The 24293-nt window shown below is 41.1% G+C and carries 35 protein-coding genes; 28 read left to right on the top strand and 7 right to left on the bottom strand.

Annotated elements, in window-relative coordinates:
• Positions 1-39: 39 nt before the first annotated feature.
• From V4B18_RS07135 to V4B18_RS07125, 3 genes are all read right to left on the bottom strand, one after another.
• Complete coding sequence (locus tag V4B18_RS07135; RefSeq protein WP_455475736.1) at positions 40-231, bottom strand: hypothetical protein; 192 nt, start codon at positions 229-231, stop codon at positions 40-42.
• Positions 232-417: 186 nt separating this feature from the next.
• Complete coding sequence (locus tag V4B18_RS07130; RefSeq protein ID WP_455475735.1) at positions 418-711, bottom strand: HigA family addiction module antitoxin; 294 nt, start codon at positions 709-711, stop codon at positions 418-420.
• Between the two features lie 16 nt (positions 712-727).
• A complete protein-coding gene (locus V4B18_RS07125; protein WP_455475734.1) occupies positions 728-1009 on the bottom strand; it encodes a type II toxin-antitoxin system RelE/ParE family toxin in 282 nt (93 codons plus the stop codon).
• 186 nt (positions 1010-1195) lie between these two features.
• Here V4B18_RS07125 and ssb point away from each other — a divergent pair, with 186 nt between their 5' ends.
• From ssb to V4B18_RS07070, 11 genes are all read left to right on the top strand, one after another.
• Positions 1196-1633 carry a single-stranded DNA-binding protein gene (gene ssb, locus V4B18_RS07120; RefSeq protein ID WP_455475733.1) on the top strand — a complete coding sequence of 146 codons (438 nt, stop codon included), beginning with the start codon at positions 1196-1198 and terminating at the stop codon, positions 1631-1633.
• Positions 1634-1643: 10 nt separating this feature from the next.
• Positions 1644-2192, top strand: coding sequence for a hypothetical protein (locus V4B18_RS07115; protein ID WP_455475732.1), 549 nt, complete (start codon positions 1644-1646; stop codon positions 2190-2192).
• 96 nt (positions 2193-2288) lie between these two features.
• Positions 2289-2546: an AbrB/MazE/SpoVT family DNA-binding domain-containing protein gene (locus V4B18_RS07110; RefSeq protein ID WP_455475731.1), complete on the top strand. Its 258-nt coding sequence runs from the start codon at positions 2289-2291 to the stop codon at positions 2544-2546.
• A complete protein-coding gene (locus V4B18_RS07105) occupies positions 2546-2878 on the top strand; it encodes a type II toxin-antitoxin system PemK/MazF family toxin (RefSeq protein ID WP_455474705.1) in 333 nt (110 codons plus the stop codon). Before V4B18_RS07110 ends, V4B18_RS07105 begins: the two co-directional genes overlap by 1 nt.
• A gap of 303 nt (positions 2879-3181) precedes the next feature.
• The gene (locus V4B18_RS07100) at positions 3182-3493 is read left to right on the top strand and encodes a hypothetical protein (RefSeq protein ID WP_455475730.1); all 312 of its coding nucleotides are present in this window, start codon (positions 3182-3184) and stop codon (positions 3491-3493) included.
• Positions 3494-3496: 3 nt separating this feature from the next.
• Positions 3497-4093 (top strand): hypothetical protein, encoded by a 597-nt coding sequence (locus V4B18_RS07095; protein WP_455475729.1) that lies wholly within the window; start codon positions 3497-3499, stop codon positions 4091-4093.
• 308 nt (positions 4094-4401) lie between these two features.
• Positions 4402-4914, top strand: coding sequence for a Rha family transcriptional regulator (locus V4B18_RS07090; RefSeq protein WP_455475728.1), 513 nt, complete (start codon positions 4402-4404; stop codon positions 4912-4914).
• A 435-nt stretch (positions 4915-5349) separates the two neighbouring features.
• The gene (locus V4B18_RS07085; RefSeq protein ID WP_455475727.1) at positions 5350-5619 is read left to right on the top strand and encodes a type II toxin-antitoxin system prevent-host-death family antitoxin; all 270 of its coding nucleotides are present in this window, start codon (positions 5350-5352) and stop codon (positions 5617-5619) included.
• The gene (locus tag V4B18_RS07080; protein ID WP_455475726.1) at positions 5619-6041 is read left to right on the top strand and encodes a PIN domain-containing protein; all 423 of its coding nucleotides are present in this window, start codon (positions 5619-5621) and stop codon (positions 6039-6041) included. The genes V4B18_RS07085 and V4B18_RS07080 overlap by 1 nt, the downstream gene beginning before the upstream one ends.
• Before the next feature lie 363 nt (positions 6042-6404).
• Positions 6405-7145 carry an antA/AntB antirepressor family protein gene (locus tag V4B18_RS07075; RefSeq protein ID WP_455475725.1) on the top strand — a complete coding sequence of 247 codons (741 nt, stop codon included), beginning with the start codon at positions 6405-6407 and terminating at the stop codon, positions 7143-7145.
• Positions 7142-7417, top strand: a complete 276-nt coding sequence (locus V4B18_RS07070; protein WP_455475724.1) for a hypothetical protein — start codon at positions 7142-7144, stop codon at positions 7415-7417. The genes V4B18_RS07075 and V4B18_RS07070 overlap by 4 nt, the downstream gene beginning before the upstream one ends.
• Before the next feature lie 48 nt (positions 7418-7465).
• On the opposite strand, the gene V4B18_RS07065 is transcribed toward V4B18_RS07070, so the two are convergent.
• A complete protein-coding gene (locus tag V4B18_RS07065; protein WP_455475723.1) occupies positions 7466-7786 on the bottom strand; it encodes a BrnA antitoxin family protein in 321 nt (106 codons plus the stop codon).
• Positions 7783-8079, bottom strand: a complete 297-nt coding sequence (locus V4B18_RS07060; RefSeq protein ID WP_455475722.1) for a HigA family addiction module antitoxin — start codon at positions 8077-8079, stop codon at positions 7783-7785. Before V4B18_RS07060 ends, V4B18_RS07065 begins: the two co-directional genes overlap by 4 nt.
• A gap of 142 nt (positions 8080-8221) precedes the next feature.
• Here V4B18_RS07060 and V4B18_RS07055 point away from each other — a divergent pair, with 142 nt between their 5' ends.
• From V4B18_RS07055 to V4B18_RS07005, 11 genes are all read left to right on the top strand, one after another.
• Positions 8222-8773, top strand: a complete 552-nt coding sequence (locus V4B18_RS07055) for a hypothetical protein (protein ID WP_455475721.1) — start codon at positions 8222-8224, stop codon at positions 8771-8773.
• Positions 8774-8786: 13 nt separating this feature from the next.
• Positions 8787-10709 carry a phage terminase large subunit family protein gene (locus V4B18_RS07050; protein WP_455475720.1) on the top strand — a complete coding sequence of 641 codons (1923 nt, stop codon included), beginning with the start codon at positions 8787-8789 and terminating at the stop codon, positions 10707-10709.
• Positions 10706-10954: a phage head-tail joining protein gene (locus tag V4B18_RS07045; protein ID WP_455475719.1), complete on the top strand. Its 249-nt coding sequence runs from the start codon at positions 10706-10708 to the stop codon at positions 10952-10954. The genes V4B18_RS07050 and V4B18_RS07045 overlap by 4 nt, the downstream gene beginning before the upstream one ends.
• Positions 10954-12495, top strand: a complete 1542-nt coding sequence (locus V4B18_RS07040) for a phage portal protein (protein WP_455475718.1) — start codon at positions 10954-10956, stop codon at positions 12493-12495. Before V4B18_RS07045 ends, V4B18_RS07040 begins: the two co-directional genes overlap by 1 nt.
• A complete protein-coding gene (locus V4B18_RS07035; protein WP_455475717.1) occupies positions 12485-13612 on the top strand; it encodes a S49 family peptidase in 1128 nt (375 codons plus the stop codon). Before V4B18_RS07040 ends, V4B18_RS07035 begins: the two co-directional genes overlap by 11 nt.
• Positions 13576-13842, top strand: a complete 267-nt coding sequence (locus V4B18_RS07030; protein ID WP_455475716.1) for a hypothetical protein — start codon at positions 13576-13578, stop codon at positions 13840-13842. The genes V4B18_RS07035 and V4B18_RS07030 overlap by 37 nt, the downstream gene beginning before the upstream one ends.
• Position 13843: 1 nt before the next feature.
• On the top strand, positions 13844-14212 hold the full coding sequence (locus V4B18_RS07025; protein WP_455475715.1) for a head decoration protein: 369 nt from the start codon (positions 13844-13846) through the stop codon (positions 14210-14212).
• Positions 14213-14224: 12 nt separating this feature from the next.
• Entirely contained in the window at positions 14225-15301 is a 1077-nt protein-coding gene (locus V4B18_RS07020) for a major capsid protein (RefSeq protein ID WP_455475714.1), read from the top strand.
• Positions 15301-15651 (top strand): head-tail joining protein, encoded by a 351-nt coding sequence (locus V4B18_RS07015; protein WP_455475713.1) that lies wholly within the window; start codon positions 15301-15303, stop codon positions 15649-15651. Before V4B18_RS07020 ends, V4B18_RS07015 begins: the two co-directional genes overlap by 1 nt.
• Before the next feature lie 309 nt (positions 15652-15960).
• Positions 15961-16626 (top strand): antA/AntB antirepressor family protein, encoded by a 666-nt coding sequence (locus V4B18_RS07010; RefSeq protein ID WP_455475712.1) that lies wholly within the window; start codon positions 15961-15963, stop codon positions 16624-16626.
• Positions 16627-16643: 17 nt separating this feature from the next.
• Positions 16644-17177: an antA/AntB antirepressor family protein gene (locus V4B18_RS07005; RefSeq protein WP_455475711.1), complete on the top strand. Its 534-nt coding sequence runs from the start codon at positions 16644-16646 to the stop codon at positions 17175-17177.
• A gap of 66 nt (positions 17178-17243) precedes the next feature.
• Here V4B18_RS07005 and V4B18_RS07000 read toward each other — a convergent pair whose 3' ends face one another.
• Both V4B18_RS07000 and V4B18_RS06995 read right to left on the bottom strand, forming a co-directional pair.
• Positions 17244-17447, bottom strand: a complete 204-nt coding sequence (locus V4B18_RS07000; protein WP_455475710.1) for a hypothetical protein — start codon at positions 17445-17447, stop codon at positions 17244-17246.
• Positions 17448-17473: 26 nt separating this feature from the next.
• Complete coding sequence (locus tag V4B18_RS06995; protein ID WP_455475709.1) at positions 17474-17626, bottom strand: CopG family antitoxin; 153 nt, start codon at positions 17624-17626, stop codon at positions 17474-17476.
• A 92-nt stretch (positions 17627-17718) separates the two neighbouring features.
• On the opposite strand from V4B18_RS06995, the gene V4B18_RS06990 reads away from it, so the two are divergent.
• Genes V4B18_RS06990 through V4B18_RS06965 form a run of 6 tightly spaced genes read left to right on the top strand, consistent with a single transcriptional unit; the run spans position 17719 to position 24293 of the window.
• Positions 17719-18249: a hypothetical protein gene (locus V4B18_RS06990; protein WP_455475708.1), complete on the top strand. Its 531-nt coding sequence runs from the start codon at positions 17719-17721 to the stop codon at positions 18247-18249.
• Positions 18242-18883 carry a phage baseplate assembly protein V gene (locus tag V4B18_RS06985; protein ID WP_455475707.1) on the top strand — a complete coding sequence of 214 codons (642 nt, stop codon included), beginning with the start codon at positions 18242-18244 and terminating at the stop codon, positions 18881-18883. Before V4B18_RS06990 ends, V4B18_RS06985 begins: the two co-directional genes overlap by 8 nt.
• The gene (locus V4B18_RS06980) at positions 18880-19221 is read left to right on the top strand and encodes a GPW/gp25 family protein (protein ID WP_455475517.1); all 342 of its coding nucleotides are present in this window, start codon (positions 18880-18882) and stop codon (positions 19219-19221) included. Before V4B18_RS06985 ends, V4B18_RS06980 begins: the two co-directional genes overlap by 4 nt.
• A complete protein-coding gene (locus tag V4B18_RS06975) occupies positions 19218-20042 on the top strand; it encodes a baseplate J/gp47 family protein (protein ID WP_455475516.1) in 825 nt (274 codons plus the stop codon). Before V4B18_RS06980 ends, V4B18_RS06975 begins: the two co-directional genes overlap by 4 nt.
• Positions 20042-21148, top strand: coding sequence for a phage tail protein (locus V4B18_RS06970; protein ID WP_455475706.1), 1107 nt, complete (start codon positions 20042-20044; stop codon positions 21146-21148). Before V4B18_RS06975 ends, V4B18_RS06970 begins: the two co-directional genes overlap by 1 nt.
• A 1-nt stretch (position 21149) precedes the next feature.
• Positions 21150-24293 (top strand): DUF4815 domain-containing protein, encoded by a 3144-nt coding sequence (locus V4B18_RS06965; protein WP_455475705.1) that lies wholly within the window; start codon positions 21150-21152, stop codon positions 24291-24293.

The following is a 24293-nucleotide window of genomic DNA, read 5'->3' as shown; positions in this document are numbered from 1 at the left end:
ACATGTTTGAAACGAAGAGCAGCAAAAGCAATTGAAGATTCATATCCCCAATTGTTTTTTTACTATTTTCACGTAAATTGGAGTTAATTCACCAGATTTTATAACGGTTGTTTTATCTCCAAAAGTCACTAAATAGTGCGATCCTTTGCCTGCGTCAGAAGTTTCATTGTAATGAATACCTCTTTTTCTGGCTTCTTTACGCAATTCCCTAAGCAGCGCTTCTCGCTTCATTTATTTCCTCCAATTTAATGATAATAAATATCGCACAAAAAAGTTCGATAGTCAACAATGAGTCGTACAAAAAAGTTCGTTTTAGTTTTTATAGAGGATGTTTATTGAACAGCGATAAGCAGATAAAATAATATGAGTCACAACCCAAAAAACTGTTTTAAGTTTTCTTAAAGTGGTTTAAATTTTTTAAAAATGCTCTGCTTGCTCTAAAGGTGCAACATGTATGATTGGATTGTTGTGTCGTGCTTGCCATAGATCATGCTTTTGTTGCAATTTAAGCCAAAATTCTGCGTTATTTAAACCAGCCTTTTCTAATCGTAAAGCTAAGTTAATACTAATTGCTGCGTTACAGTTTAAAACACGTGATAAAGTTAACCGTGCAATGCCGAGACGGTTTGCGGCTTCTGTTACTGTCAACCCTAGCTCATCAAGTAACTCTTCTCTTAAAATGCAGCCAGGGTGGGGAGGATTGTACATCATAATAATACCTTAAAAATCAATGATAGTCTTGATAATCAACAAGTTCAACGTCTGTTCCAATGAAACGAAAAGTAACACGCCAGTTTGCATTGACACGCATTGACCAATAACCTTTTAAATCTCCTGTGAGTTCATGCAAACGGTACGACTTAATTGTCATTTGTTCAGGTGCGGATATTGTGTCTAAAATTACCAAAATATTTGCTAATTTTTTAGCATGAGTAGGCTGTATACCTTTACAGCTTCCTTTTTCAAAGAATAACTTCAATCCTTTGTGCTTAAAACTAACGATTGCCATATATCCCCCTTGATACTTGATACGATACACCATGCGTTTGTAGCAGTCAAGTACTATTAATTAGCGCTGTAAAATATAATTCTATATGTTAATAATTAATAATATCTATTTGAAAATATTAGAAAAATTATAAAAATTATGATAAAATAATGTCCGTATGAAACATAAATTTAATGGAATAAAAATATGCTAAACAAAGTGACGTTAATAGGGCGTCTTGGTGCTGATCCAGAAAGCAGAACGATGGCTTCAGGAGCAGAAGTGGTTAGCTTTAGCATGGCCACTTCAGAGAGCTACAAAGATAAAAACACCAATCAAAAAATAGAGAAGACGGAATGGCATTCTGTAGCGGTTTTTAATCCTCATTTTGCAAAGGTTGCTCTTCAATATCTCAAAAAAGGCAGCAAGGTCTATGTTGAAGGGCGCTTACAGACACGTAAATGGCAAGATAAAAATGGTATCGATCGTTATACGACAGAGGTGATTTTACCACAGTTTAAAGGTGAATTGTATTTGCTTGATGCAAAGAAAGAGAGCGAGACCTCTGTTACTGCTCAAAGTTATGCAGTTGCTTCAGGTGCTGCTGATTATAAAACATCTGTTAATGATGACATTCCATTTTGATTGAAAAAATATGGCGAAAAAGAAAAAACATGCAAAACGTGGACGACCACGAATTGAGGGACGTGTGAGAGAGAAAAATGGACGTATTTCACGTGCAAAAAGACCACGTGAAGCTATTGATAAATTAACAATTGAAATGCGTGCTAAGCACTTTGGATTAACTGTAGAAGAGGCAAAAAATCCGCTTTCTGGTTCTTATATCGGGCGGCTTTGTTTGCAAGGTGAGCTTAGTCAAGAGCAGTATGATGCTGCACAAAAATATCTTGAAGTGAGAAACAATTATTTGTGTGCAAAAGGTTTTCCTAGTGGCTGTTATGATGATGTCTCTACAAACTCAGATTTAAATAGTCTTGAGCAATGGATTCAAAGGGCAACCAGTCATTACAAAGCTGCACAAGAAGTAGTAAAAGAAGCGCAATGCTCATACAGACAGTATAATCTTTATGCTGCTTTACAATATATTGTAATTGAAGATCAATCGTTATCATATCTTGTTAATTCACTGCATATCGTTCTTAATGCTTTCCATGAGCATTTTGGTAAAAACAGTAAAAAGTGAATGTTTTGCTGTTATTTTTCATAAAAGTATGAAAAGCCGTTGAATAATAGAGGATTGAATGTTATATTTTTATATAATATTTAAGGAGAGCGTTTTATGCACACAACAAAGTTACGTAAAGTTGGAGGGTCTGTTATGCTCTCTATACCGCCTGCATTGCTTGATGTCCTTCACCTTTCTGAAAATACCGAAGTTGGATTAGCTATTGATAATGGATGTTTAGTGATGAAGCCACAAGCACTTCCTAGTTACACTCTGGATGAATTGTTAGCTCAATGTGATCCTCTTGCTGATTTTTCTGATGAGGATACGGAATGGTTTAATGTTCAACCTGTTGGTCGAGAACTCTTGTAATGAAGCGTGGTGAAATTTGGTTAGTACCGCTCGATCCATCTTTAGGCTATGAGCAAAAAGGGATGCGTCCAGTGCTGATTGTATCACCAGAGGCATTTAATCGTGTAACGAAAACACCCATTGTTTTACCCATTACAAGTGGAGGAAGTTTTGCTAGAACAGCGGGTTTTGCTGTTTCATTGATGGGGGTTGGATTGCATACAACAGGTGTAGTACGTTGTGATCAACCACGTGCTCTTGATATAGGAGCGCGTAAAGGAAAGAAAATAGAAACAGTTCCCTCCATGATTATGAATGAAGTGCTCGCTAAATTAGCAACATTTCTTACATAATTTTTTCTATTTTTAGTTCTTTAAACACCAAATTTAGATAAAAAAAATAAAAAAGCACAATATTTAGATTTTTTTGTTGACATTGCATGGGAAATCGTATTTAATGACACCACGGCACTAGTATTATTGTGTCCAGATTTCAGATTTTCCCTTTGGAATTTAGTGAAATATGAGCCTTAAATGTGGCTAGAGAGCCTAGTTTTCTTAGGAAAATGGGCTATTTTTTATTTCAAGCAACAAAAGCGAATAAGTGACCGATCGCGTCATTAAATGTCATTAAATAATTCATCAAAAGGAGTGGCTATGAAAGTAGTAATCACTAAACCAATGTGTGTGTTGGGTGACAATAAAAGCATTGTTCGTTTTGAGCCTTCGGTTTTAGATAATCCATTCGTTGAGGTTTCTCATGCAGTTTATGCTCGTCTTAAACGGGCTAATGCTGCAAGGCTTTATCAGGAGGAGGAATGTGTTGCCTCTAGTAAAGGGCAACAGCTTGATGAGCAAAAAGAGAATACAAATATAAGCAAACAAGAATCTTCAGAAACAGCCGTTTCCGAGAAGCCTAAAGCAGTTAAAGCTTCTAAGCCATCAATGGATTCTCCAAAGAAGGCTTAGCATTTGAAGTTAACTATTCATCAAAAATGGTATCTTCAGCAAGTTGAAGATACTTTTACCAGTCTTAAAGCACCACGTCTTAATTGGGCGCTTCGTAATGCTGTAAACACCGCAGCAAAGCAGGTTAAGCGCTTTACAGAACGAACAGTTTCTGAAGTTTCATCAGCTCAAGTAAAGCGTGTTAAGAAAGGTGTTTACATAAAATCAAAAGCAACAACGAATTTCCCTGAAGCAGATATTGTCGGTTCAGGAACACCTTTGCCGCTTAAATTCTTTAAGGCAAAAGAAACAAAACGCGGCGTGACTTACATGATGTTTGGAACGAAAAAGATTTTGCCTCATGGCTTTATAAAAGGTGGAAAATTTCCTCAGCGTGTTAATTTAAGGAGAGGAGGGGGAAATGTGTTCCAAAGAGCTGGAGGAGATCAATTTCCCATTGTAAAACAAGAAGGGATCTCGATTGCAGAGGTCATGTCTAAGCCAGAGATTGCCAATTCCATTGTACAACATGCCAATGAAAGATTAACCAAAAATATACAGATACAACTTGCTCGTCAGGAATATGCTGCAAAGAACAGGGCTAAAGCACGTTCTAAGTGATGTTTGTGTGCTATAATCAGCAATAATCTTATTACTTGACAAGATTCATGGAAAATGTATACCGTTAAATCAGGTGCCTGAAAACACTTTAAAACCATAAGCGGATGGGTTGCCGAAACAATCTTTTTCCGTACATTGAAGACTTTGACTCATTATATGCAACAAGTGTATAATGACCCCATCGGGTGTGGTTACACTATACAATACCCTTACGGGGAAAGTGTAACGACGGACTTATGGCCGTGTTTTCAGCGCCCGATACCTTTTTAAAAGTATTAATGAAAACGCTTAACCATAAGGAGTTCATCATGAACGATTTAGTAACAATTAATAATGATGATATTGCCGTTACAACCTCTTTGAAAATTGCTGAAGGTGTAGGGAATGGACACGCTACTGTCATCAAGCTTATACGCAATAATCGTAAAGACTTTGAGGAATTTGGAAGGGTTGGATTTGAAATCGTACCCTTTGAAACTACAGGTGGAAGACAAAAAAGAGAGATTGCTGTCCTCAATGAACCGCAAGCAACTTTACTTATGACATATATGCGCAACAACGACATGGTACGTAAGTTTAAAAAAGCACTTGTAAAAGCTTTTTATGAATTAAAAAATCAATCTGTTGATCGTGATACACGATTTGATTTACCAAGTTATTGGGATGATATGAGACCTGCTGAAAAGGCTTTGTATCTTTTGGGGCCAATTCATAAGCGTCTTGTTGAAGCATTTAAATTAGAAGAAGAGAACAGAAACTACAAAGCTCTCATTGCAGAAGCAAAACACGTTTTAGATACATCTGTAGTGAAAACAGCTTAATTTAAAATATAATCTTATCTTCTCCACTTTCAGAGTGGAGAGGATGTTAATTCAAAGAAGATGACCAATTATATATCTCCTATTTATTTCCAAAAAAATCAATAAAATCAATACAAAAGGTACTTCCCAGCGGGTTGGGCTTGTTGCGGGGCAGGCAACCGCGAACTATCGCTAGCGACAGAATTTTAAAAATGACTGTGCATTGTACACATAAACCATTGAAAACAATTAATTTTAATGCGCAGACTGTACAGTGTAGATTATTTTTAATGAAAAGAAATTTTACAACGTTCAAAATTCAATTATGACACACCTTTTCATTTTCGGTGGGAAGCAGCCGTATTTTATAAGGAACTATTTATATTGTTGAAAATCACTCTGGACGACGCTATCTTTATGTAGTAACATAACTACATAATAGAATTGGAACTAATCATGCCTGTTATTATTACAAGCCGCGATTTTAATCATGAAGTCAGCAAAGCGAAACGAGTTGCTTGCAAAGATACAGTCTTTATTACTGATCGAGGCAAGCCCACGCATGTTCTAATGTCAATGGAAGCTTATAAGGAAATAACGGAGCAAGGTGTTGGTGATATTCTGAAACGTTTGGCGATGCCCGCCTGTTCAGATATTGACCTTGCGGATATTGATTTAGAGACGGAGCGGATGCCTCTTCTGAATGAGGAACGGGAAGTTTTTTAATGTTTCTCCTCGATACAAATGTTATTTCTGAATTGCGCAAAGTAAATTCTGGACGAGCCAATGAGAATGTTTGTCACTGGCTATCACAAATACATAGTGCACAGCTTTACCTTTCTGTGATGACAGTTTTTGAATTAGAGCATGGTATATTACGTGTAGAGCGAAAGGATAAAATACAAGGAAAATTGTTGCGTCAGTGGCTTGATGGGTATGTTTTACCATTTTTTGCCAATAAGATTTTGCCTATTGATTTGTCTGTTGTTCGCCAATGCGCAAAGCTTCATATTCCTGATCCAAAACCCGCAAGTGACATGCTCATTGCCGCTACAGCTTTAGTTCATGGTTTCACAGTTGTGACGCATAATGTAAAAGATTTTATAGACACAGGTGTTGCTATTATTGATCCATGGCAGTTTCTTTGAAACATCGATCGAGTCAGTATTTTGCAAGCGATTGGAAGCGTAGATAAGATTAATAAAATGCCGAACAGAAAGTAATTTTATCTATTGACAATATGTCAGAAATATGTCTATCGTTGATTCAGGTGCCTCAAAAACACCTTAAAACAACTAGCGGATTGATTACCGAAATAATCAGTCTTCTGTGCATTTTAAAGACTTTGACTCATTGTGTGCTTGTGGCATATAGTGATTTTGTCGGGTGTGGTTACACTATACAATACCCTTTTAGGGGAAAGTGTAACGACGGACTAGTTGCCGTGTTTTTGAGCACCCGGCACTCTTCTTGAGTGTCAATCAAAAACCTCTTACAACTAGGAGTTCATTATGAACGATCTCATAGAAATTACAGAAAAAATTATAGAACAGGAAACTGTTCAAACGGTAAACGCGCGTGAATTGCACGCGTTTCTGGAAGTAGGAAAAGATTTTTCAAATTGGATTAAAGATCGTATCAATAGATACAATTTTATAGAAAATCAAGACTATATAGTTTTCACCAATTTTGGCGAAAACCTTCAAGGCGGTCGTCCTTCTAAGGATTATGCTCTTACCTTAGATATGGCAAAAGAGCTTGCCATGGTAGAGCGTAACGAAAAAGGCAAACAAGCACGTCAGTATTTTATCGAGTGTGAGCGACGTGCGAAGCAAATCGCTGCACCACAGATTGATTATTCCAGTCCAGAGGCGATGCTCGGCTTTTTAACACATCTGCAAGGACAGATAGAAAAAAAGGATGCTATCATTGCTAAATTAGAACCGAAAGCAAAGACACTTGAAGGTTTAACTCGCTCTGATGGTTTGTTTGGCCTCACAGAGGCAGCAAAGGTATTGGAGATACGACCAAAGGATTTAATTGATTATTTGCGTGGGAATGATTGGGTTTATCGACGTGCTCCGGGTTCTGCATTATTGCCTTATCAAGACAAGATCAAGAGAGGTCTGATGGATTGCCCGACTATCACGATTCAAAGACCTGATGGCACAGAAAAAGTCCTGCCCTCAACAAAAATCACAACAAAAGGCTTGGCATTCTTGAGAGAAGAAATCCATGGGGGTGTACAATGAATACTGATATCGACTCTTTGTGTGATTTGTGGATAGCGTTGTTTAAGCTTTGCAATCGTGGTGGTGTTGGAGATGAGGAAAGTACTGCTATAGCTAATACCATGAGCGTAGTAGAAGAAGCTTTGGTTTCAAAGATCAAGAAAAATGCGCATATTATTAAGCTTTTAACGGTTCTTACAGACTTTGGAGATTCGGAGTTTCCTCGTGGTATCGATCCTTTGTTGAAGGCATATGATCCAAGTTTAGAAAACCCACTTAAAAAAGTGGCTTAACTTGAAAGGAATATGATCTATCTTCCCATCTTCAAGGTGGGGAGAAAGCTAGGATGTATATTTAAATTCATCACTTGCTTTTTTTAGCGCTTCGCTCATACGTGTGCGCCAGTTTTTGCCTTGTTTTTTAAAAAAGGCAATAACCTCGGGATCAAGACGTAGGGTAATTGCTTGTTTAGGAGATTCAATTGAAGGACGTCCACGCTTACGGCGCTCTTCTGCTATATGCTTGAAAAAAGAAGCAGGTAAAACCTTTTTTGCGGGTTTTAGGCGTGCAAGTTCTTCATCTGTGAGTGGTGGTGAATTTACCGCTTCCCAGTCCTCTTTTGTGTAATTGCATTTTTCTTTAAAGGTTTTTTTGATAGTCATTGAGCACTTCTAAATTTATCTATTTTGGCAAATTCTTCAGCTTTTTCTGATTGCAAAATATTAACGTCGTAAGCAGCTTGCATGTTAAGCCAGAATTCAGCTGTAGTATCAAAAAAATAAGCTAATCTTAAAGCTGTATCAGGTGTTACAGGACTATTTTCAGCAATGATCCGTTCTATGCGTGTACGTGGCACATTCAATGCTTTTGCAAGAGCATAAGCAGAAAGGGCATATTCTTTTAAGTATTCTTCTCGTAGAATTTCTCCAGGGTGGATCGCTATATAATTCTTCATATTAAGGTTCCTTTTCACATCAATGATAATCTACAATTTTAACGTCATAAGCGCCATTTTTAGTAAAAAAAAATCAACATCAAAATATATTCGTAGATTGTAATATTTTTCCAAAAATTCATTAAGAACGAATGAGTATCCAATGAACAATAAGGGTAGGCAAGGCATATCGGTTCGCGCGTTTGCGAAACAGATGGGTGTGTCTGCGAATGCAGTGGTTTCTCGCTTTAAGACGGGCAAATTTGATGAAGCGATTTTTGCAGATGGTTCGGTTGATGAAGAGGTTGCGAGAGCCATATGGAATAAGAATCCAACTAAGCGGGCTCAATCATTTTCAACATCTTCTGGTCGTCCTTGTACAAAAATTAAAAAAGATTCCATAGACGGAGCGAATGAATACGAAATCAAACTCAAGAGGATGCAAGTTGCGCTGGAAAGTGAACAGATTGCGCTTGAACGATTGCGTGAGACAACGGTTGATCGAGAAGAAGTAAAAAAGGCAGCGCGTGATTTTGGAAGAGCCCATCGTGATGCGATGTTGAATTTTCCGCATCGTTTTGGTGCAAGTATTGCTGCTCAAGTTGAGTGTGATGCAGCCAGTCTTATTGGTGCTCTTGATTACTTTATGAGAAAAGCTTTGCTGGAAGAAGTTCATATCCCTGTTCCTTTTCATGATCCGAGCCCCTCTGAATAAGAGCAAGTGAACCATGGATGATCGTGCGGTAAAAGAGTTTTTTTCGCATGCCAATGAAGCTCGACAGCCTGACCCACCATACAAGGTTTCAGAATGGGCGGATAAAAATAGATATTTGAGCACGGTAGCAAGTGCAGAGCCTGGATTGTGGAGAACAAAACGTACTCCATATTTGCGGGAAATCATGGATAATCTGTCTTCTTACGTGCCGATTGAAACAACCATTGTGATGAAAGGTGCGCAGGTTGGCATGTCAGAGGCAGGACTGAATTTCTGTGGTTATGCGATTCATTTTAGCCCGAGTCCAGCACTCTACGTGATGCCGACGGTTGAGACAGCAAAGAAACTGTCGAAGACTCGTCTTGATCCGATGATTACAGCAAGCCCTGCTTTAAGTGAACGGATTGCCCCCGCTCGTGCACGCGACAGTGGTAACACAATGTTCTCGAAGGAGTTTGATGGGGGCGTCTTAATGCTCACAGGAGCCAATAGTGCTGCTGGGCTTCGTTCTATGCCTATTCGTTATCTGATTTTGGATGAGGTCGATGCCTATCCTTTGAGCGTGGATAACGAAGGTGATCCTGTGGTGATTGCCGAAAAGCGTACATCAACTTTTGTACAAAGGAAGATTTTTAAATTGTCGACACCAACACATCGTGACACTAGCCGTATAGCCAAGGATTTTGTGCTTGGAGATCAGAGATATTACAACGTGCCTTGTGATGCGTGTGGCACGTTACAGCCGATTGTTTGGTCGCAAATAAAATGGCCGAAAGGATCACCAGAAAAGGCGGTTTTTGTTTGTGCGCATTGTGGTCATGAGCATGCAGAGCATCGCAAAGAAGATTTGATGTCTGAGGAAAGGGGTGCGTGTTGGGTTCCCACTAGTGAATCAAGCCGACCGAATTTGCGTTCGTACCATATTTCAGCGCTCTATTCACCGTGGTTGACATGGGGGGAGTGTGCACGTGAATTTTTAGATGCCAAAGATGATCCGGCACTTTTACAGCCTTTTGTGAACACTGTTCTTGGAGAGCCTTGGGAGGATAAAACGGGTGAGGTTATTGATCCTGAGAGCCTCTATGCACGGCGTGAAGAGTATCCCCTTGCACCGCCACAAGCTGTGTTGTTGACAGCGGGAATTGATGTGCAAAATGATCGATTAGAATTGGAAGTTGTCGGGTGGGGACGTGGTGAAGAAAGCTGGCATATTGATTATCAAGTGATCTTAGGTGATCCGTCCTCCTTTGAAGTTTGGGATCAATTAGATGAATATCTTGCAAAACGCTGGCCACATGCAGGTTATAAAAATGGCATAAGGATTACGGCAGCTTGTATTGATACAGGGGGTGGCCACACACAGGCTGTTTACAATTATGTCCGTCCTCGCGAGGGAAGGCGCATATGGGGAGTAAAAGGTCAGGCAGGATGGCGAGCGGTATGGCCACGTCGTCCGAGCAGAAAAAACAGGGGACGACAGATTAACCTTTATATGGTGGGTGTTGATGCTGCCAAAGATATTATTACAGCACGTTTTAAGAAGTCAGGTGCAGAGGCTTCAGGAGCAGGGGCAACACACTTTCATATGAACCTCGATCAGGAATATTTCGAGCAGCTGACAGCTGAAAAAAAGGTCATCAAATATTTCAAAGGCTTTAAGCGCATCGAATGGCAGAAAAGTGAAAAAGCCAGAAATGAGGCTTTAGATTGCCGCGTTTATGCTTATGCGGCTTTGCAAGGTCTGATTTCAGCGGGTCTGAACCTCAATGAAGAGGTTGATATTTTAGAAGAGCGCTTGGAAAGCTTGAAAAATGTTGAGGCGTCTTCAGAGAGTACAATGCCTGTTTCAGAACAGTTTCAAACAACACAGCCTCAAAGGAGACAATTAAAGAGATCAGTCAATCCTTACATGCAAAGAGAGTGGGATATTTTATGAGTGAGAATTTAAGTCCATTGAAAAGCAAAAGTGAAAAAATTGCAGAATTAAAAGGAAGGCGAGAGCAACTTGAGGAGTCTCTTTATTCAGGAGCACAATTTGTGCGTCATGGTGACAAGCAGGTTGGGAGCCGCTCTGTTGAAGAATTACGCAAGGCACTTGCACTGCTGGATAAGCAAATAGCAGAGCTTGAAGGGCGCGGGAGCTCTCGTGTTTTCTATATTGATGCGAGGCGCGGTTATTGATGGCTGGATTATTGAGTAAGGTAACGGACTTTTTTCGCGTTTCTGGTGAGCATAATCCACCCTTTGAAGCAGCAAGCCGTAGCCGTCGTATGAGGGGATTAAACCCTGCCAAAAAACATATTAACCAAGCGATTGAAGCGACAGGTGATACCATTATTGCACGGTCAAGGTGGCTCTATGACAATGAGGCGCTTTACGGTTCTGCAACAGAAGAATGGGTCTCGGCAGCTATCAGTGATGGAATTAAACCCTATCCTAGAATTGAAGGCTTTCAGGAAGAAAAGAAGAAGCTGCTTGATCTTTGGTGGCAATGGGTTGATGAGGCGGATTACGATGAAGATGCCAATTTTTATGGTCTCCAAGCAACCATTGCGCGGGAAGTTTTTTTAACCGGCGAATGTTTTGTGAGATTGCATTACGTTGATCATTATGGGCGTTCCGGTGTACCGCTTCAATTGCAAATTTATCCTGCAGAAATGCTTGATTTAACCTATAGCGGGGTTGCTGAAATTGAAGGCAATTATATCCGCATGGGGATTGAGTTTAATGCCAGTGGAAAGCGTGTTGCGTACCATTTTTGGAAGCATCATCCTTATGATAGCAGTCCATTGAGCGGAGCATTTAGAAGTCAAGAGCGTGTAAGAGTTCCTGCTGAAATGGTGATCCACGTTAAAGAAAGGCGTATTGCAGGACAATTGCGTGGATCACCAAAAGTGACACGTAGTCTGGTTAAGATTTTTCAGCTTGAAGCTTATGATGATGCCGAGATTGATAGGAAAAGAACAGCTGCTCTTTTTGCAGGGTTTATTACGCGTTCTAATGACGGTTATGGAGGTTTGCCTGAGAACCGCAAAGAAAGCAACAAAGAACAGCAAGATAAGCCTCCTCTTATATTTGAGACAGGTGGAATCCAAGAAATAGCAGAGGGAACGGACATCAAGTTTTCTAATCCCGTAGAGGTTGGAGGATCTTATGAAGCTTTTCAATTTCATAATGCTTTAAAAATTTGTGCAGCTCTCAACATGCCTTATGCGGTTGTGACGGGGGATGTGACGCGGGGCAACTTTTCCAATGTGCGTACATCGATCATTCAGTTTAGACGCCACGTCAAACAATGGCGCGAGCATATTATAGCTTTTCAGTTTAACCGCATTGTTTGGGAACGTTTCGTTGAAATGGCTGTGCTTGGTGGCTGTGTTGATTTGCCAGGGTGGGAAGAAAATTATTTGCCATGGATACAATGTGAAAGCTTTGCCCCGCCGCTTGAAATGATTGATCCGCTCAAGGATATTTCGGCAGAAAAAGAAGAAATTCGCGCAGGCTTAAAAACACGGCGTATGGCACTTGCTGAACGCGGTTTTGATATTGATGGCATTCATGTTGAGCTTGAGGAAGAACGCAAAGATGCTCAAGCGCGCGGCTTATTCTTTGATACAGATATGGCTGATCTCTCCATCGATCATAAAGTAATTGATGATGAAGATTCTAATGATGACACTGAAAGTAATCAAGGTAGCGAGGCACAAAGCCATGGCGAGTAACCTTGATATGCCGTTTTTGGCATCACGGCTTTTCGGTGTGCCTCATATGCTTGCCTCCACAAAGCTTGATGTTATTCTGAATGCTCTTGCTCCGCGTCTTTTAAATGGGGAAAGACTTGCTACTGGAGCTTTTTTGGCAAGTGATGTGGCGGCTTTCAGACTCCCTGAGACTTATAGGGTACAAAACAATATTGCGATTATCCCTGTTCATGGCACGCTCGTGCGTCGTGGGGCATGGCTTGAGACTGCATCTGGTTTGACTTCTTATGAAGGTTTAGGAGCATCTTTTCGTGAAGCCATTGCGCAGCCTGATGTTCACGCTGTTCTGCTGGATATTGACAGTGGTGGTGGAGAAGCGGGCGGTGTGTTTGATTTGGTCGACGAGTTTCGCACTTTGTCACAGGCATACAATAAACCCATTTGGGCACATGCCAATGAATTTGCTTGCTCTGCGGCTTATGCGATTGCCTGTGCTGCGTCGCAAATTTGGGTTGCACGTACGAGTGTTGTTGGCTCCATCGGTGTTGTTTGTGCGCATCTTGATCAATCCCGTGCCGATGAAAAGAATGGCCATAAATGGACTTTTGTTTTTGAGGGTGACCACAAAGTCCACGGCAACTCTCATGAACCTTTAGCGGAACGAGCACTTGAGAAAATGCAAGCAGATTGTGGGCTGCTCTACGATATGTTTGTCGATTTGGTTGCGCAAAATAGACCAATCAGCGCTGCTGCAATTCGAGAGACTAAGGCAGAAACTTTTATAGGCAGCCAAGCTGTAGAGCTTGGATTAGCCGATGCGCAAGGCACATTTGCGCAAGCTTTGGAAGCCTTAACGGATTCCATAAAATCTCCTCCAACATCAACAGAACAAGAAGGATCAAACACATGGCACGCACAAAATACCGCGCCGAAGAAGACATTATCAAAGAAGACGACGAAGAAGAGATTATCGATGTCACTGAGGAAGACGAAGACGATGATGACATCGACATTAATGCCAAAGTCTTTGATGAAGAAGAGGAAAACGACGAAGATGGGGAAGACGATGACGAAGAAGGTACGCACAAAAGTGTTCAAGCCGTGCGTGAACAAGAAAGAAAACGTGCACGTGCCTTAACAAATCTTGAAAAGCAAGCAAAGCGCTTAGGCGTCTCTTTTGATGCAGAGAAGGCTATTGAAAGTGGCATGAGCCTAGAAAAAGCACGCCATGCGGTTTTGATGGCTGCTTCTTCCAAGAGTGCGTCTTTAAAAGCGTCGCCTTATGTTCCGCATCAAGACGGGAATAGTAAGGCGAAGATTCATGCAAAATGGGAAACAGCTTGGAAAGCAGTGAATGGGAGGAAATAAAATGAGTGATATTTTTTATGAAGACATTCGTGATAGCGCTTATCTTGGGCGTTATGATCCCGATTTATCTCATGAAGAGGTTATCTTCGCATCAGGGGCGGAAATTATGGCAGGAACTGTCATGGGAAAAGTGACTGCAACGGGAAAATATGTTCCGCTTAATCCCAAAGCTGTGGATGGAAGCAAAGTGCCAGCAGGCATTTCTTATGCCAATGTTGATGTAACAAAGACAGATCGGCGCGCGGTGATTACAGCACGCTTGTGTACTGTAAAAGCTTCTGAATTGATATGGCCGAATACAATTACAGATGAGCAAAAGCAAGTAGCCATTCAATCTTTAGAAGAAAAAAATAAAATTATGTTGCGATAGGAGAATGCGCACATGGACATGAACTTTTTTAAACACGACGCTTTCTCAGCCACAACAATGATGAAAGCGATTGAAAATTACGAATTCCAGCCAAGCCTTATCAGCTCTCTTAATCTTTTTGAGGATGTTGAGACAAGCACGACGGTTGTTGGTATAGAGAGACGTGATAATACTTTATCGCTGATTCAAACGAGTGAACGTGGAGCCCCTTTAATTGAAGCGGATAGAGATGGGCGTAATCTTCGTTTTTTCAAAACAACCCGTATTGCCAAAAGTGATACGATAAAGTCAGAAGAAATCCAAAATCGTCGAGAATTTGGAACAGAGGATCAGCTTGAGGTAGCGATGAAATATATCGCTCGCAAACAAAAAAAGCTGATTTCTGAAATTGAATTGACATGGGAGAATATGCAGCTTGGCGCTATTCAAGGCGTTGTCCTTGACGCCGATGGATCAGTGATTGTCGATTGGTATAAGGAATGGGAAATCAAACCACCAGAGCCCATCGATTTTAAATTAAACACGGAAGAGACAGATATTGCTGATATTGTCGATCAAGTGATTATGAAGATGATTGAGGCATCAAAGGGTGCGTTTACGGATCGTTCACGGATTATAGGGCTTTGTGGAAATGAATTCTTTTCCAAATTAAAAAACCACAAAACAATTCGTGAAACCTATTTAAATACCGCTTTAGCGCAGACGTTAAATAGCACAAGAGGCGTTGCAACACCAAGTGCTCTTGGATCAGGAAGCTTTGGCAGCTTTGATTTTGCTGGGGTAACTTTTATTAATTACCGAAGCATTCATAACTATAACGTTAGTGCTAAAGCTGGGACAAAACGTGCAATAGGGATTAAGCCTGATGAATGTCAATTCTTTCCTGTTGATACACCAGGTGTGTTTCAGAAAACCTTTGCACCAGGGGAATCTTTAGATTTTGCTAATACAGTTGGAAAGCCTCTTTATACCCTTCTCATAGCAGATCATGAGCGCAACGCATGGGTAAAACCTGAAGTGTACAGTTATCCGCTTTACATTTGTACACGTCCTGAAATGCTCTTTAAAGGCGTTATAGGAGCGAAATAATGTTATGGCACGGGCTTCTCAAGCAAATGGTAAAAGATGTGCGCAACACCTTTGGGCAGCCTGTTGTCTACACACGAAAAGAAACAGGGCAGTCTTTTAATATCACAGCAATTTATAGCATCAAGCATTCAGAATCGGAAGCAGGCGGCAGAATAAATACAACGATCCCAAGAAAAGAGCTGGATGTTTGTAATAATGACATTGGAGGGGCACCACCAAAGCCTCAAGATAGCGTCGTTGTCATGTCTCCTGAAAACAGCAACGCTTCTTCTCAAGAGCATTTCATTGTAACAGATGTACAAGCTTCTGAATCTGGAATGTATAAGCTGATTTTACGGGAGGAAAAATAATAATATATCTCTATTTTTAAAAGCTTACTTTGTTTCTTGACAATATGTCAGGAATATGTCTATTGTTGATTCAGGTGCCTAACAAACACCTTAAGCGATAAGCGGTTAGATTACCGGATAATCTTTTCCCGCTCATTAATGTTTTGACTCATGATACACTACATGTGTACAATGATTTTGTCGGGTGTGGTTACACTATACAATACTCTTTCAGGGGAAAGTGTAACGACGGACTTATCGCCGTGTTTGTTAGCGCCCGGCACTCTTCTAGGGTGTCAATAACAAACCTCTAACGATAAGGAGTTAGCAATGGCTCTCATACCAATATCAGAACAAGCGATCGGGCAAGAAATTGTCCAAACGGTAAACGCGCGTGAGCTTTATAATTTTCTAGAAGCTAATGTGCGCTTTAATGATTGGATTATACGAAGAATTGAAGAGTATAATTTTAAAGAAAACCAAGACTTTGTAAGTTTTACTCAAAAAAGAGTAAAACCTCAAGGTGGTCGTCCAAGTATAGAATATCACCTCACACTCGACATGGCGAAAGAACTTGCCATGGTTGAGCGTAACGAGAAAGGCAAACAAGCACGGCAGTATTTTATCGAGTGCGAGCGACGTGCGAAGCAAGTATCAGCACCACAGATTGATTACTCCAGTCCAGAGGCGATGCTTGGTGTAAAAGATAAAAATGAGCGGAAGGAAATTTTATTCGTTGACAATATGTCAAGAATATGTCTATCGTTGGTTCAGGTGCGTAGAAAACACCTTAGATCGATAGCGGATAGATTGCCGAAACAATCTCTTTTCCGCACATTAAAGACTTTGACTCATCATGCGCTTGCTGCGTATAATGACCTTGTCGGGTGTGGTTACGCTATACAATACCTTTTATGGGGAAAGCGTAACGACGGACTATCGACCGTGTTTTCTAGCACCCGGCACTCTTCTAGAGTGTCAATAGAAAACCTTTAATCGATAGGAGTTCAATCATGAACACTCTTATAAAAATTACAGAACAAATCATCGATCAGGAAACTGTTCAAACAGTAAATGCACGTGAATTGCATGCGTTTTTGGAAGTAGGAAAAGATTTTTCCAATTGGGTTAAAGACCGTATCAATAAATACGAATTTATAGAAAATCAGGATTATATAGTTTTCGCCAATTTTGGCGAAAACTCTCAAGGAGGACGTCCTTCTAAGGAATACCACCTCACACTCGACATGGCGAAAGAACTTGCCATGGTTGAACGGAATGAAAAAGGACGTCAAGCACGTCGTTACTTCATTGAGTGTGAGAAAAAGTTAAAAAACCAATTGATTGATAATGACCGTGATACACGATTTGATTTACCAAGTTATTGGGATGATATGAGACCTGCTGAAAAGACTTTGTATCTTTTGGGGCCAATTCATAAGCGTCTTGTTGATGCTTTTAAGGTGGATGAAGAGAACAAACACTATAAAGCCTTAATTGCAGAAGCAAAACGCGTTTTAGAAAATCCACTTAAAAAAGTAGCTTAAAAACATAAAATATCCTCTCTATTTTTAAGTGGGGAGGTTCATTAACGCAGGGGGAGATAAATATACCTATTGTGATAAAGGAATAGGAACATCTTCTCCATTGCGTTGCATGTCTTTAACAATTTCTGAAACGAGGTTCATAATGCCTTTTAAAGCATTTTCTTCTTGATTGCTTAACCATGAAAGAGATGGAAATTCAGCACATAAACCAATATATTTTTCATCTTCTTGTGACCACAAAACACGATACGTATAATGGTTATTGTTCATGCTTAGCTCTTTTCATAGAGATAGAATTAATTTGGATGATCTTTTTTAGATAAAAGCTCAAAACGAACAGGTTTAAAGCCAGTTAAATCATAATCAGTAAGATCAGCAGTATCAACAAAGTTTTCTGCTTCTGCATCCGTTTTAAAAACAGGCATTTGTTTTAATTTTGAGGTCTTCATAAAGGCTGATTTCCTTGTACTGCATGTTAACGGCTGCTCATAAAACATATCTACAAAATATAATAAAATCAACTTATTAAACAGGAGCATTGATGCCCCCGAGAGAGACGATAAGAGCAAGCTTTGTTGCCTTGATAAAAGCAGCAAAAACAGTTGCTTGTGAGAATGTTTTCAATATGCGGGATTTTAATTTCTCTGTTGAGAGCATGCCTGCCATTAATGTGTCCACACAAAACGAAACACTGGAACAGGGGCATGATTATGGATTACGGCGGCGTATTTTAACCGTTGATGTTGAATGTTACGCAACGCAAGAAGATGGTGCACGCTGTGTAGATCAGTTGGCATGGGAAGTTGAGAACATCTTTTATAGTAATCCCAATTTAAACAATAGGGTTGAGAGCTGTCGGTTACAGAATATTGCTTTTGCCTTTGGCGATAATGGTGCTTTAGCACTTCATGGAGCCATTTTAACTTTTGAAGTCACTTACGTAACGAATATTCCTGATGCAGATGAAGGAAGTATAGAAGCAAGACTTGTTGAGCCTTTTGTTGGTTTTGCTCCCGAAACGGGGAGAAAAAACGAAGATAAATATCAAAAGATTGAGGGGTTTCATGCTTGAGAGACGCGACAAGGAAATCACAGATTTAAAAAGGCGTGTGGCTAATATGGTTGTTGTGGGCAAGATTAGCCATGCGGATTATAAAAACACCCGTTATCGAGTAAGAAGTGGCACTTTGGTCAGTGACTGGATTCCAGATACACAAGCCCGTGCTGGAAAAACCCGTTCTTATGAAGGACGTGATGTTGGCGAGCAAGTTGTTGTTGTGTCGTCATCGGGAGATTTATCGCAAGGGGTGATTATTGGTTCCATTCATACCGATGAGACCCAAGCAGTTGATAAAGGGAGTCTTCACAAAACCATCTATCCTGACGGGACAACCATTGAATATGATGATGAACAAAATACTTATGCCCTCTCCATTAAATCAGGAGGAAAGTTTATCCTCACGATTTCTGATGGCGTTTGCGTTAAAGGAGAGGGTGGCATGTTAGAGCTTACAGCCCCTGATGGTCTTAAAATTGCTTCAGAAGGGGACATGCGTTTAAGCGCAGAGGGCAATCTTTCTCTGAAAGCTGGTGGGGATGTTTCAATAAAGAGCAGCTCCTTGACCCATAGCGGTAAAAATATAGGCGCCTCTCACGTTCATAGTGGTGTTGCCTCTGGTAGTTCCATAACAGGAGTTCCAAAGTGAACAGAGGAATGGATCGCACAACAGGAAAGTTGCTTTCTGGTATCGATCACTTACGTCAATCGATCCTTGATATTTTGTCCACACGGATTGGCACGCGTGTGATGCGGCGGGATTATGGTTCACGGGTTCCTGAACTGATTGATGCCCCCGTTAATGACGCTTTTGCGGTTTTGCTTTATGCGGCGATTGCGGAGGCTTTAGATCAGTGGGAACCGCGTTTTAAACTTAAAGAGATTGACTTGAAATTGGTTGAGGCTGGAAAAGTTTCCTTGTCGTTTACAGGAATTTATTTGCCTTCAGGCAAACCCATTGCCATGGAAGGGTTGCTGATAAAATGAGTCAAACCTTTGTTAAACCTGAAATTCTCTCGGAACTTTCTTTTGAGGAAATCCGTGCAGCAAGTCTTGCGCATTTAAAAGAACAGTTACCAAATTACACGTTTCTTGAAAGTGATCCAGCTTTAAAAGTCATTGAGGCTTTTAGCTATAGAGAACTGCTTTTAAGACAACGCATTAATGAAGCAGTACGCAACAACATTCTTGATTTTGCAACGGGCACTTCTCTTGATGCTTTGGGAGATTGGCACGGTGTTTACCGAATGGAAGAGGAAAGTGATGATAAATACCGTGAACGTATCAGGCTTCATGTCCGTGGTGGCAAAGGGAGTGGGACAGAGCCTTATTACAAATTTGTGGCTCTGTCAGCAGACAGTCGCGTTAAAGATGCCATTGTTTATCGTACAGGGAAAGACCCAACCATTCATGTTGCTATTTTCAGCAACAATGAAGAAACAGCCAGTCAAGAGCTTATCAAGAAGGTTTCGGAAGCGCTTCACAAAAAGAATGTGATTATGACCAATGATACGATTGTTGTTCATGCGGCTGTAGCTAAGGTTATAGCTTTGGAAGCCGATGTTTGGCTGTTGCAAGAAACAGCCCTGACAATTTTAGCACAAATGGAAGCAAATTTAAGAGCGGCATGGAGGCAAGAACAAACTCTTGGTCGCGAGTTAAGTTTATCATGGTGGGTGTCAAAATTGATGATTCCTGGTGTGCAGAAAATCCTTGCTTTGGAGCCAATAAAGGATATTGCTGTTTCAGCTGAGGAAGTGTTATCGCTTGGCAAAATTACATTAAATTTTAAGGGTAGGGCACGTTAATGGTTGGATATTTACTTCCAACCAATGCAACAGAATTTGAAAAAAGCCTTGCGAATGCTTGTGACTTTCATAAAGATGTTGATGATATTATTTCGGGGATTTCACGTTCAAAGCTTCTAATCCGTCCACCAAGCTTTTTGCCGTGGCTGATTGAAGAATACGGGCTTGGTGAGTTAACCCCTTATGTTCCAAATCTTTATGACTTGCTTGATACAGGTTCCAAATGGCAGCAGGTACGTGGATCGTTAGCAGCTATCGCTATGGGGCTAAAGTGGTTAGAGCTTTCAGCCCATTTTATAGCAGCATGGACAGGGCGTGTCTGGTGGAATTCCTTCCAGCTTAATTTTGATCGTTTACCTGAACAAAGCAGTCTCGAAGCAATTGTGGCGATTACAAACCTGTCTAAAAGTTTGCGTTCTGATTTTCGACGCGTCACTCATGGGTATAGCGTTGGAGCTGTCGAAGAGAACATGTCAAGACTAGACAATGCGCTGCTTGAACGTGAAAGCGGTGTGCGGATGACCGCTGATGACACCTTATTTTCCTTTGGTCAGAGTACATTTAAGAAACACCTTTTAACAAAAGAAGAAGGCACACTTATTGGTAATTGGACTGATAAGACTGAAGAAGAATTAAGCTGGAATGAGATTGATTATCCGTGGGAAATGGCGAATTTTCCTTGGCATTCTGTGGATAACACCAAACGTGGAATCCTGATGGCACAGTGGTTTAGAAATCGAACTCTTTATTTTGTCTTGAGGGATACGAATGATGCTGTCATTGGCATTCGCCGATGCAACATTGTCCAGCCTGTGGAACAGGCATTAGATGGGGTTTATAGCCATTCAGGTGAGAGATTGAAGCCCTCAACAACCGGCACAATGGTCTTAATGGCTGCTCGGACAGATTTTCATGATGTTGATGGTAGGCAAGCGGCTTCTGTTTCTGTTCTGGTGCATGCCACACCTGCAAAAGATGTGCCTTTGGGAAAGCTGTGGCTTAGAGCAGATGAACTTACTGGTGGTGTTGAGATACTCAAAACTTCCCTCAATATTCTTTTACGTGCCGATGTTCGGGAACAATTTAATATTTTACTGGAGTTTTAACATGCAACATGAAAGTGGTTTGCCATCCGCAATCGATAGGTCTGTGGGCAGAAATGAACAACAAAGTGTTGTGTTTTATGGAGAGCGTTCTTTTCTTCAAAGCGGCGAGTTGAACGAGATGCAAACAATCATCAGAGGGCGTCATGATCGCTTAGGACGATTGGTGGCAAAAGAAGGTGATCGCATTGAGCGTGCTGATGCTTTTGTAAACAAAGACAGCCAAACTGTTACTTTAACGGATGGTAAGATTTTTATTGCAGGGGATATTTTTCCAGTCTCAGGAGCTGTTTTAGAGAATGTTTCCATGGTTGGTCGCATTGAAATCGGTGTGAAACTGCAAAAGCAGTGGATCACACATGAGGATGATCCCCAGTTGTTGGGTCAAGTTGCGGGAACATTGGCAGAAGGTGAACCAGGGGCAGCACGCGAGACCGTCAAGCTGGTCTGGGCACTTAAAGAGGATCCTCAAGAAGGGGCTTTTTTCCCTGTTTATGTGCTGCAAGATGGCATTTTGATTGATCAAAAATCGCCATCACTGCTTGAGCCGGCGATGCAAGCCATTGCAACCTACGATCGCGCCCATGGACACTATATTGTCAGGGGTTGCCGCGTAACAGCTTTGGGCAAAAAGGAACAAAGCCAAGTTTTCAGTATTCAAGAAGGGGAAGCCAATATTAATGGTTTTAAACGCAAGCGTCTTGCGGCTTTGAGATACGAGAAACTGGAAGATTTTTCTGAAGGGGTTGTTCCAAGTGAAACGCATATTTTTTCCCCAAAGCAAGGGGAAACAAGTTTTACCTTTAAACCCTATTACTTTCCTGTTGCCACCATTCATTCTCTTTTGCTGACCAAAGAAAAAACTATGAATGTAACACGGGGTGCAGTGGCTTCAGGACGCGATGGCGTGCCTGATAAAAGTATCACGTCGTTTCTTAAAGTCATCCAAGGGAACAAGGAGTTTAAAGAAGGCACTGATTTTAAAAAAACCGGTGACACGATTGATTGGGGGCTGGCTGGTGATGAGCCTCTTCCGGGAAGTGTTTACACTGTAACCTACCACTATCGTTCACCAATTACCGCTGATAAAGTGACAGCACGAGAAATGACTGTTTCAGATGGTGCACAAGGGGGTGATATCATTGTCAGTTATACGTATAAATTACCACGGATTGATCGGATTGGTCTAAATACGCAAGGCACAGTGGTTTATATCAAAGGGGTTTCAGCTGATGACCCCATGGCACCCAGTGTTCCTGATGATGTGTTGTCTTTAGCGACAATCACCAATAATTGGATGGATGTGCCCGTTGTCAAAAATGACGGCACCCGGGTTGCTCCTTATGATGAGATGTGGCGCTATTTTCAGCGTGTTCTCTCCCTTGACCGTCTCATGCAGTTAGAGCGGATTAAAAGCAATGTTGATGCAAAAGAGCCTGTTGCAAAAAAAGGAATGTTTGTCGATCCTTTCCTTGATGACTCTTACAGAGATGAGGGATTTTCGCAAACAGGTGCCATTGGGTATGGCATTTTACAGCTTGCCATTGAGCCAACATTTTACACTGCTCCTTTACACTCTCCTGTCACCCTTGATTGGGACAATGAAGTCATCATTGCACAAGAATTGAGGACGGCTTGCGAAAAAATCAATCCTTATCAAAATTTTGCACCACTTCCCGGTAGGCTCACCCTGAACCCCGCTACAGATTTTTGGCATGTACAGCGCACCGATTGGCTTTCAAGTGTGACCAATCAATTGAATGTGGGTTGGCATCGTGGCAGCACTATCCGAACAACAGAAACAAAAGATGAATTGGTCAATGCCCACCAAGAGCAAATAGAATTCTTAAGACCAATTGACCTTGGCTTTAAAATTGAAGGTTTTGGCAAAGGAGAAATCTTGGAAAGCTTGACCTTTGATGGCGTCAATGTTTTGCCAAAGAGTCGTCTCGTTGCTGATGCCAAGGGAACCCTTGAAGGGACATTGAAGATTCCTGAAAACATTACTGCAGGAACAAAAAATGTTGTGGCGCGGGGCAAAGGGGGAACAACTGCAACGGGTCTTTTTACAGGGCAAGGCGTGATTGATGTCCAAGTCATGCGGCGGACAACAACGGTGCGGATATGGACACAATTTGATCCGCAAGCGCAAGTGTTCATCCCCGATGAAACACGGCAAATAACCGGTGTTGATTTTTACCTTTGTAAAATTGGTGATCCCGCGCATGATTTGGTGATTGATTTAGTGACGACAGAAAATGGCACTCCTACAGCTGATATTCAAGCGCAAACATTTTATTCCATGAACGAGGCAAAGACAGGTTGGGTGGGGGCACGCTATGATATACCATTGACAGTGTCTAATGATCGCTTAACAGCGTTTGTCATTAAGACCGATGACGGTAATCACTCTATTGCTTTAGCCAAACTTGGAGATTTTGACGAAGAAAAGCAAAGAGTTGTCTCAAGCCACCCTTATGTAACGGGTCCGCGTTTTTCTTCTGTTAATGCGCGAAGCTGGACAGCCCATCAAGATGAGGCCTTAACCTTTCGTGTGTTAGCAGCACGTTATACACAAACAGAAAAAGTTGTCGATTTAGGAGAGTTCGATCTTGTTGATTGCTCAGATTTACAAGTGCGGGCAGCAATAGAATTGCCTTCCAGTGATTGTTCTGTTGTGTTTGAGATTGAAAGAAACAATGGCACAGTCTACCAGCTTCTCCCGTTTCAATTACTCAGTTTAACAGAATATATCAGCGAAAAAGTTCAACTCCGTGCTGTTCTCAAGGGGACTGAAAAGCTCTCGCCTGTGTTATTTGCTCCAGTTCAATTGATTGCCGGAAAAATTAACAAGCAAGCCACCTATGTTACTCGCGCTTTTGCTTTTGGTGAAAGATCAAAGCTCACCAGTTATATCAAAAGCTTTTTGCCGGGTGGTTCATCCTTCAGCATGGATATTCAATTCGATGATGGTGCTTTTGTTCCGTTGAAGTTGGAGGAGACAGAGCAACTTGCTGAACCGCTTTGGGTGGAGCGAAAATTTATCAGTGATAACAAAACAGCCAAACAAGCACGGTTGAAATTAACACTTACGGGTAGCCCTGCAGCGCGCTCGATGGTGCGTGATTTTGGTGCAGGCATACTGTAA

The organism is Bartonella sp. B17, assembly GCF_053795755.1.
Note: the sequence above shows the minus strand (reverse complement) of the source record. Positions and strands in the feature narration are given on the sequence as shown.

Bases quoted from the DNA above. Each gene is read 5' to 3' on its own strand.
- V4B18_RS07135 (WP_455475736.1), bottom strand. From the start codon at position 231: ATGAAGCGAGAAGCGCTGCTTAGGGAATTGCGTAAAGAAGCCAGAAAA.
- V4B18_RS07130 (WP_455475735.1), bottom strand. From the start codon at position 711: ATGATGTACAATCCTCCCCACCCTGGCTGCATTTTAAGAGAAGAGTTA.
- V4B18_RS07125 (WP_455475734.1), bottom strand. From the start codon at position 1,009: ATGGCAATCGTTAGTTTTAAGCACAAAGGATTGAAGTTATTCTTTGAA.
- ssb (WP_455475733.1), top strand. From the start codon at position 1,196: ATGCTAAACAAAGTGACGTTAATAGGGCGTCTTGGTGCTGATCCAGAA.
- V4B18_RS07115 (WP_455475732.1), top strand. From the start codon at position 1,644: ATGGCGAAAAAGAAAAAACATGCAAAACGTGGACGACCACGAATTGAG.
- V4B18_RS07110 (WP_455475731.1), top strand. From the start codon at position 2,289: ATGCACACAACAAAGTTACGTAAAGTTGGAGGGTCTGTTATGCTCTCT.
- V4B18_RS07105 (WP_455474705.1), top strand. From the start codon at position 2,546: ATGAAGCGTGGTGAAATTTGGTTAGTACCGCTCGATCCATCTTTAGGC.
- V4B18_RS07100 (WP_455475730.1), top strand. From the start codon at position 3,182: ATGAAAGTAGTAATCACTAAACCAATGTGTGTGTTGGGTGACAATAAA.
- V4B18_RS07090 (WP_455475728.1), top strand. From the start codon at position 4,402: ATGAACGATTTAGTAACAATTAATAATGATGATATTGCCGTTACAACC.
- V4B18_RS07085 (WP_455475727.1), top strand. From the start codon at position 5,350: ATGCCTGTTATTATTACAAGCCGCGATTTTAATCATGAAGTCAGCAAA.
- V4B18_RS07080 (WP_455475726.1), top strand. From the start codon at position 5,619: ATGTTTCTCCTCGATACAAATGTTATTTCTGAATTGCGCAAAGTAAAT.
- V4B18_RS07075 (WP_455475725.1), top strand. From the start codon at position 6,405: ATGAACGATCTCATAGAAATTACAGAAAAAATTATAGAACAGGAAACT.
- V4B18_RS07070 (WP_455475724.1), top strand. From the start codon at position 7,142: ATGAATACTGATATCGACTCTTTGTGTGATTTGTGGATAGCGTTGTTT.
- V4B18_RS07065 (WP_455475723.1), bottom strand. From the start codon at position 7,786: ATGACTATCAAAAAAACCTTTAAAGAAAAATGCAATTACACAAAAGAG.
- V4B18_RS07060 (WP_455475722.1), bottom strand. From the start codon at position 8,079: ATGAAGAATTATATAGCGATCCACCCTGGAGAAATTCTACGAGAAGAA.
- V4B18_RS07055 (WP_455475721.1), top strand. From the start codon at position 8,222: ATGAACAATAAGGGTAGGCAAGGCATATCGGTTCGCGCGTTTGCGAAA.
- V4B18_RS07050 (WP_455475720.1), top strand. From the start codon at position 8,787: ATGGATGATCGTGCGGTAAAAGAGTTTTTTTCGCATGCCAATGAAGCT.
- V4B18_RS07045 (WP_455475719.1), top strand. From the start codon at position 10,706: ATGAGTGAGAATTTAAGTCCATTGAAAAGCAAAAGTGAAAAAATTGCA.
- V4B18_RS07040 (WP_455475718.1), top strand. From the start codon at position 10,954: ATGGCTGGATTATTGAGTAAGGTAACGGACTTTTTTCGCGTTTCTGGT.
- V4B18_RS07035 (WP_455475717.1), top strand. From the start codon at position 12,485: ATGGCGAGTAACCTTGATATGCCGTTTTTGGCATCACGGCTTTTCGGT.
- V4B18_RS07025 (WP_455475715.1), top strand. From the start codon at position 13,844: ATGAGTGATATTTTTTATGAAGACATTCGTGATAGCGCTTATCTTGGG.
- V4B18_RS07020 (WP_455475714.1), top strand. From the start codon at position 14,225: ATGGACATGAACTTTTTTAAACACGACGCTTTCTCAGCCACAACAATG.
- V4B18_RS07015 (WP_455475713.1), top strand. From the start codon at position 15,301: ATGTTATGGCACGGGCTTCTCAAGCAAATGGTAAAAGATGTGCGCAAC.
- V4B18_RS07010 (WP_455475712.1), top strand. From the start codon at position 15,961: ATGGCTCTCATACCAATATCAGAACAAGCGATCGGGCAAGAAATTGTC.
- V4B18_RS07005 (WP_455475711.1), top strand. From the start codon at position 16,644: ATGAACACTCTTATAAAAATTACAGAACAAATCATCGATCAGGAAACT.
- V4B18_RS07000 (WP_455475710.1), bottom strand. From the start codon at position 17,447: ATGAACAATAACCATTATACGTATCGTGTTTTGTGGTCACAAGAAGAT.
- V4B18_RS06995 (WP_455475709.1), bottom strand. From the start codon at position 17,626: ATGAAGACCTCAAAATTAAAACAAATGCCTGTTTTTAAAACGGATGCA.
- V4B18_RS06990 (WP_455475708.1), top strand. From the start codon at position 17,719: ATGCCCCCGAGAGAGACGATAAGAGCAAGCTTTGTTGCCTTGATAAAA.
- V4B18_RS06985 (WP_455475707.1), top strand. From the start codon at position 18,242: ATGCTTGAGAGACGCGACAAGGAAATCACAGATTTAAAAAGGCGTGTG.
- V4B18_RS06975 (WP_455475516.1), top strand. From the start codon at position 19,218: ATGAGTCAAACCTTTGTTAAACCTGAAATTCTCTCGGAACTTTCTTTT.
- V4B18_RS06970 (WP_455475706.1), top strand. From the start codon at position 20,042: ATGGTTGGATATTTACTTCCAACCAATGCAACAGAATTTGAAAAAAGC.
- V4B18_RS06965 (WP_455475705.1), top strand. From the start codon at position 21,150: ATGCAACATGAAAGTGGTTTGCCATCCGCAATCGATAGGTCTGTGGGC.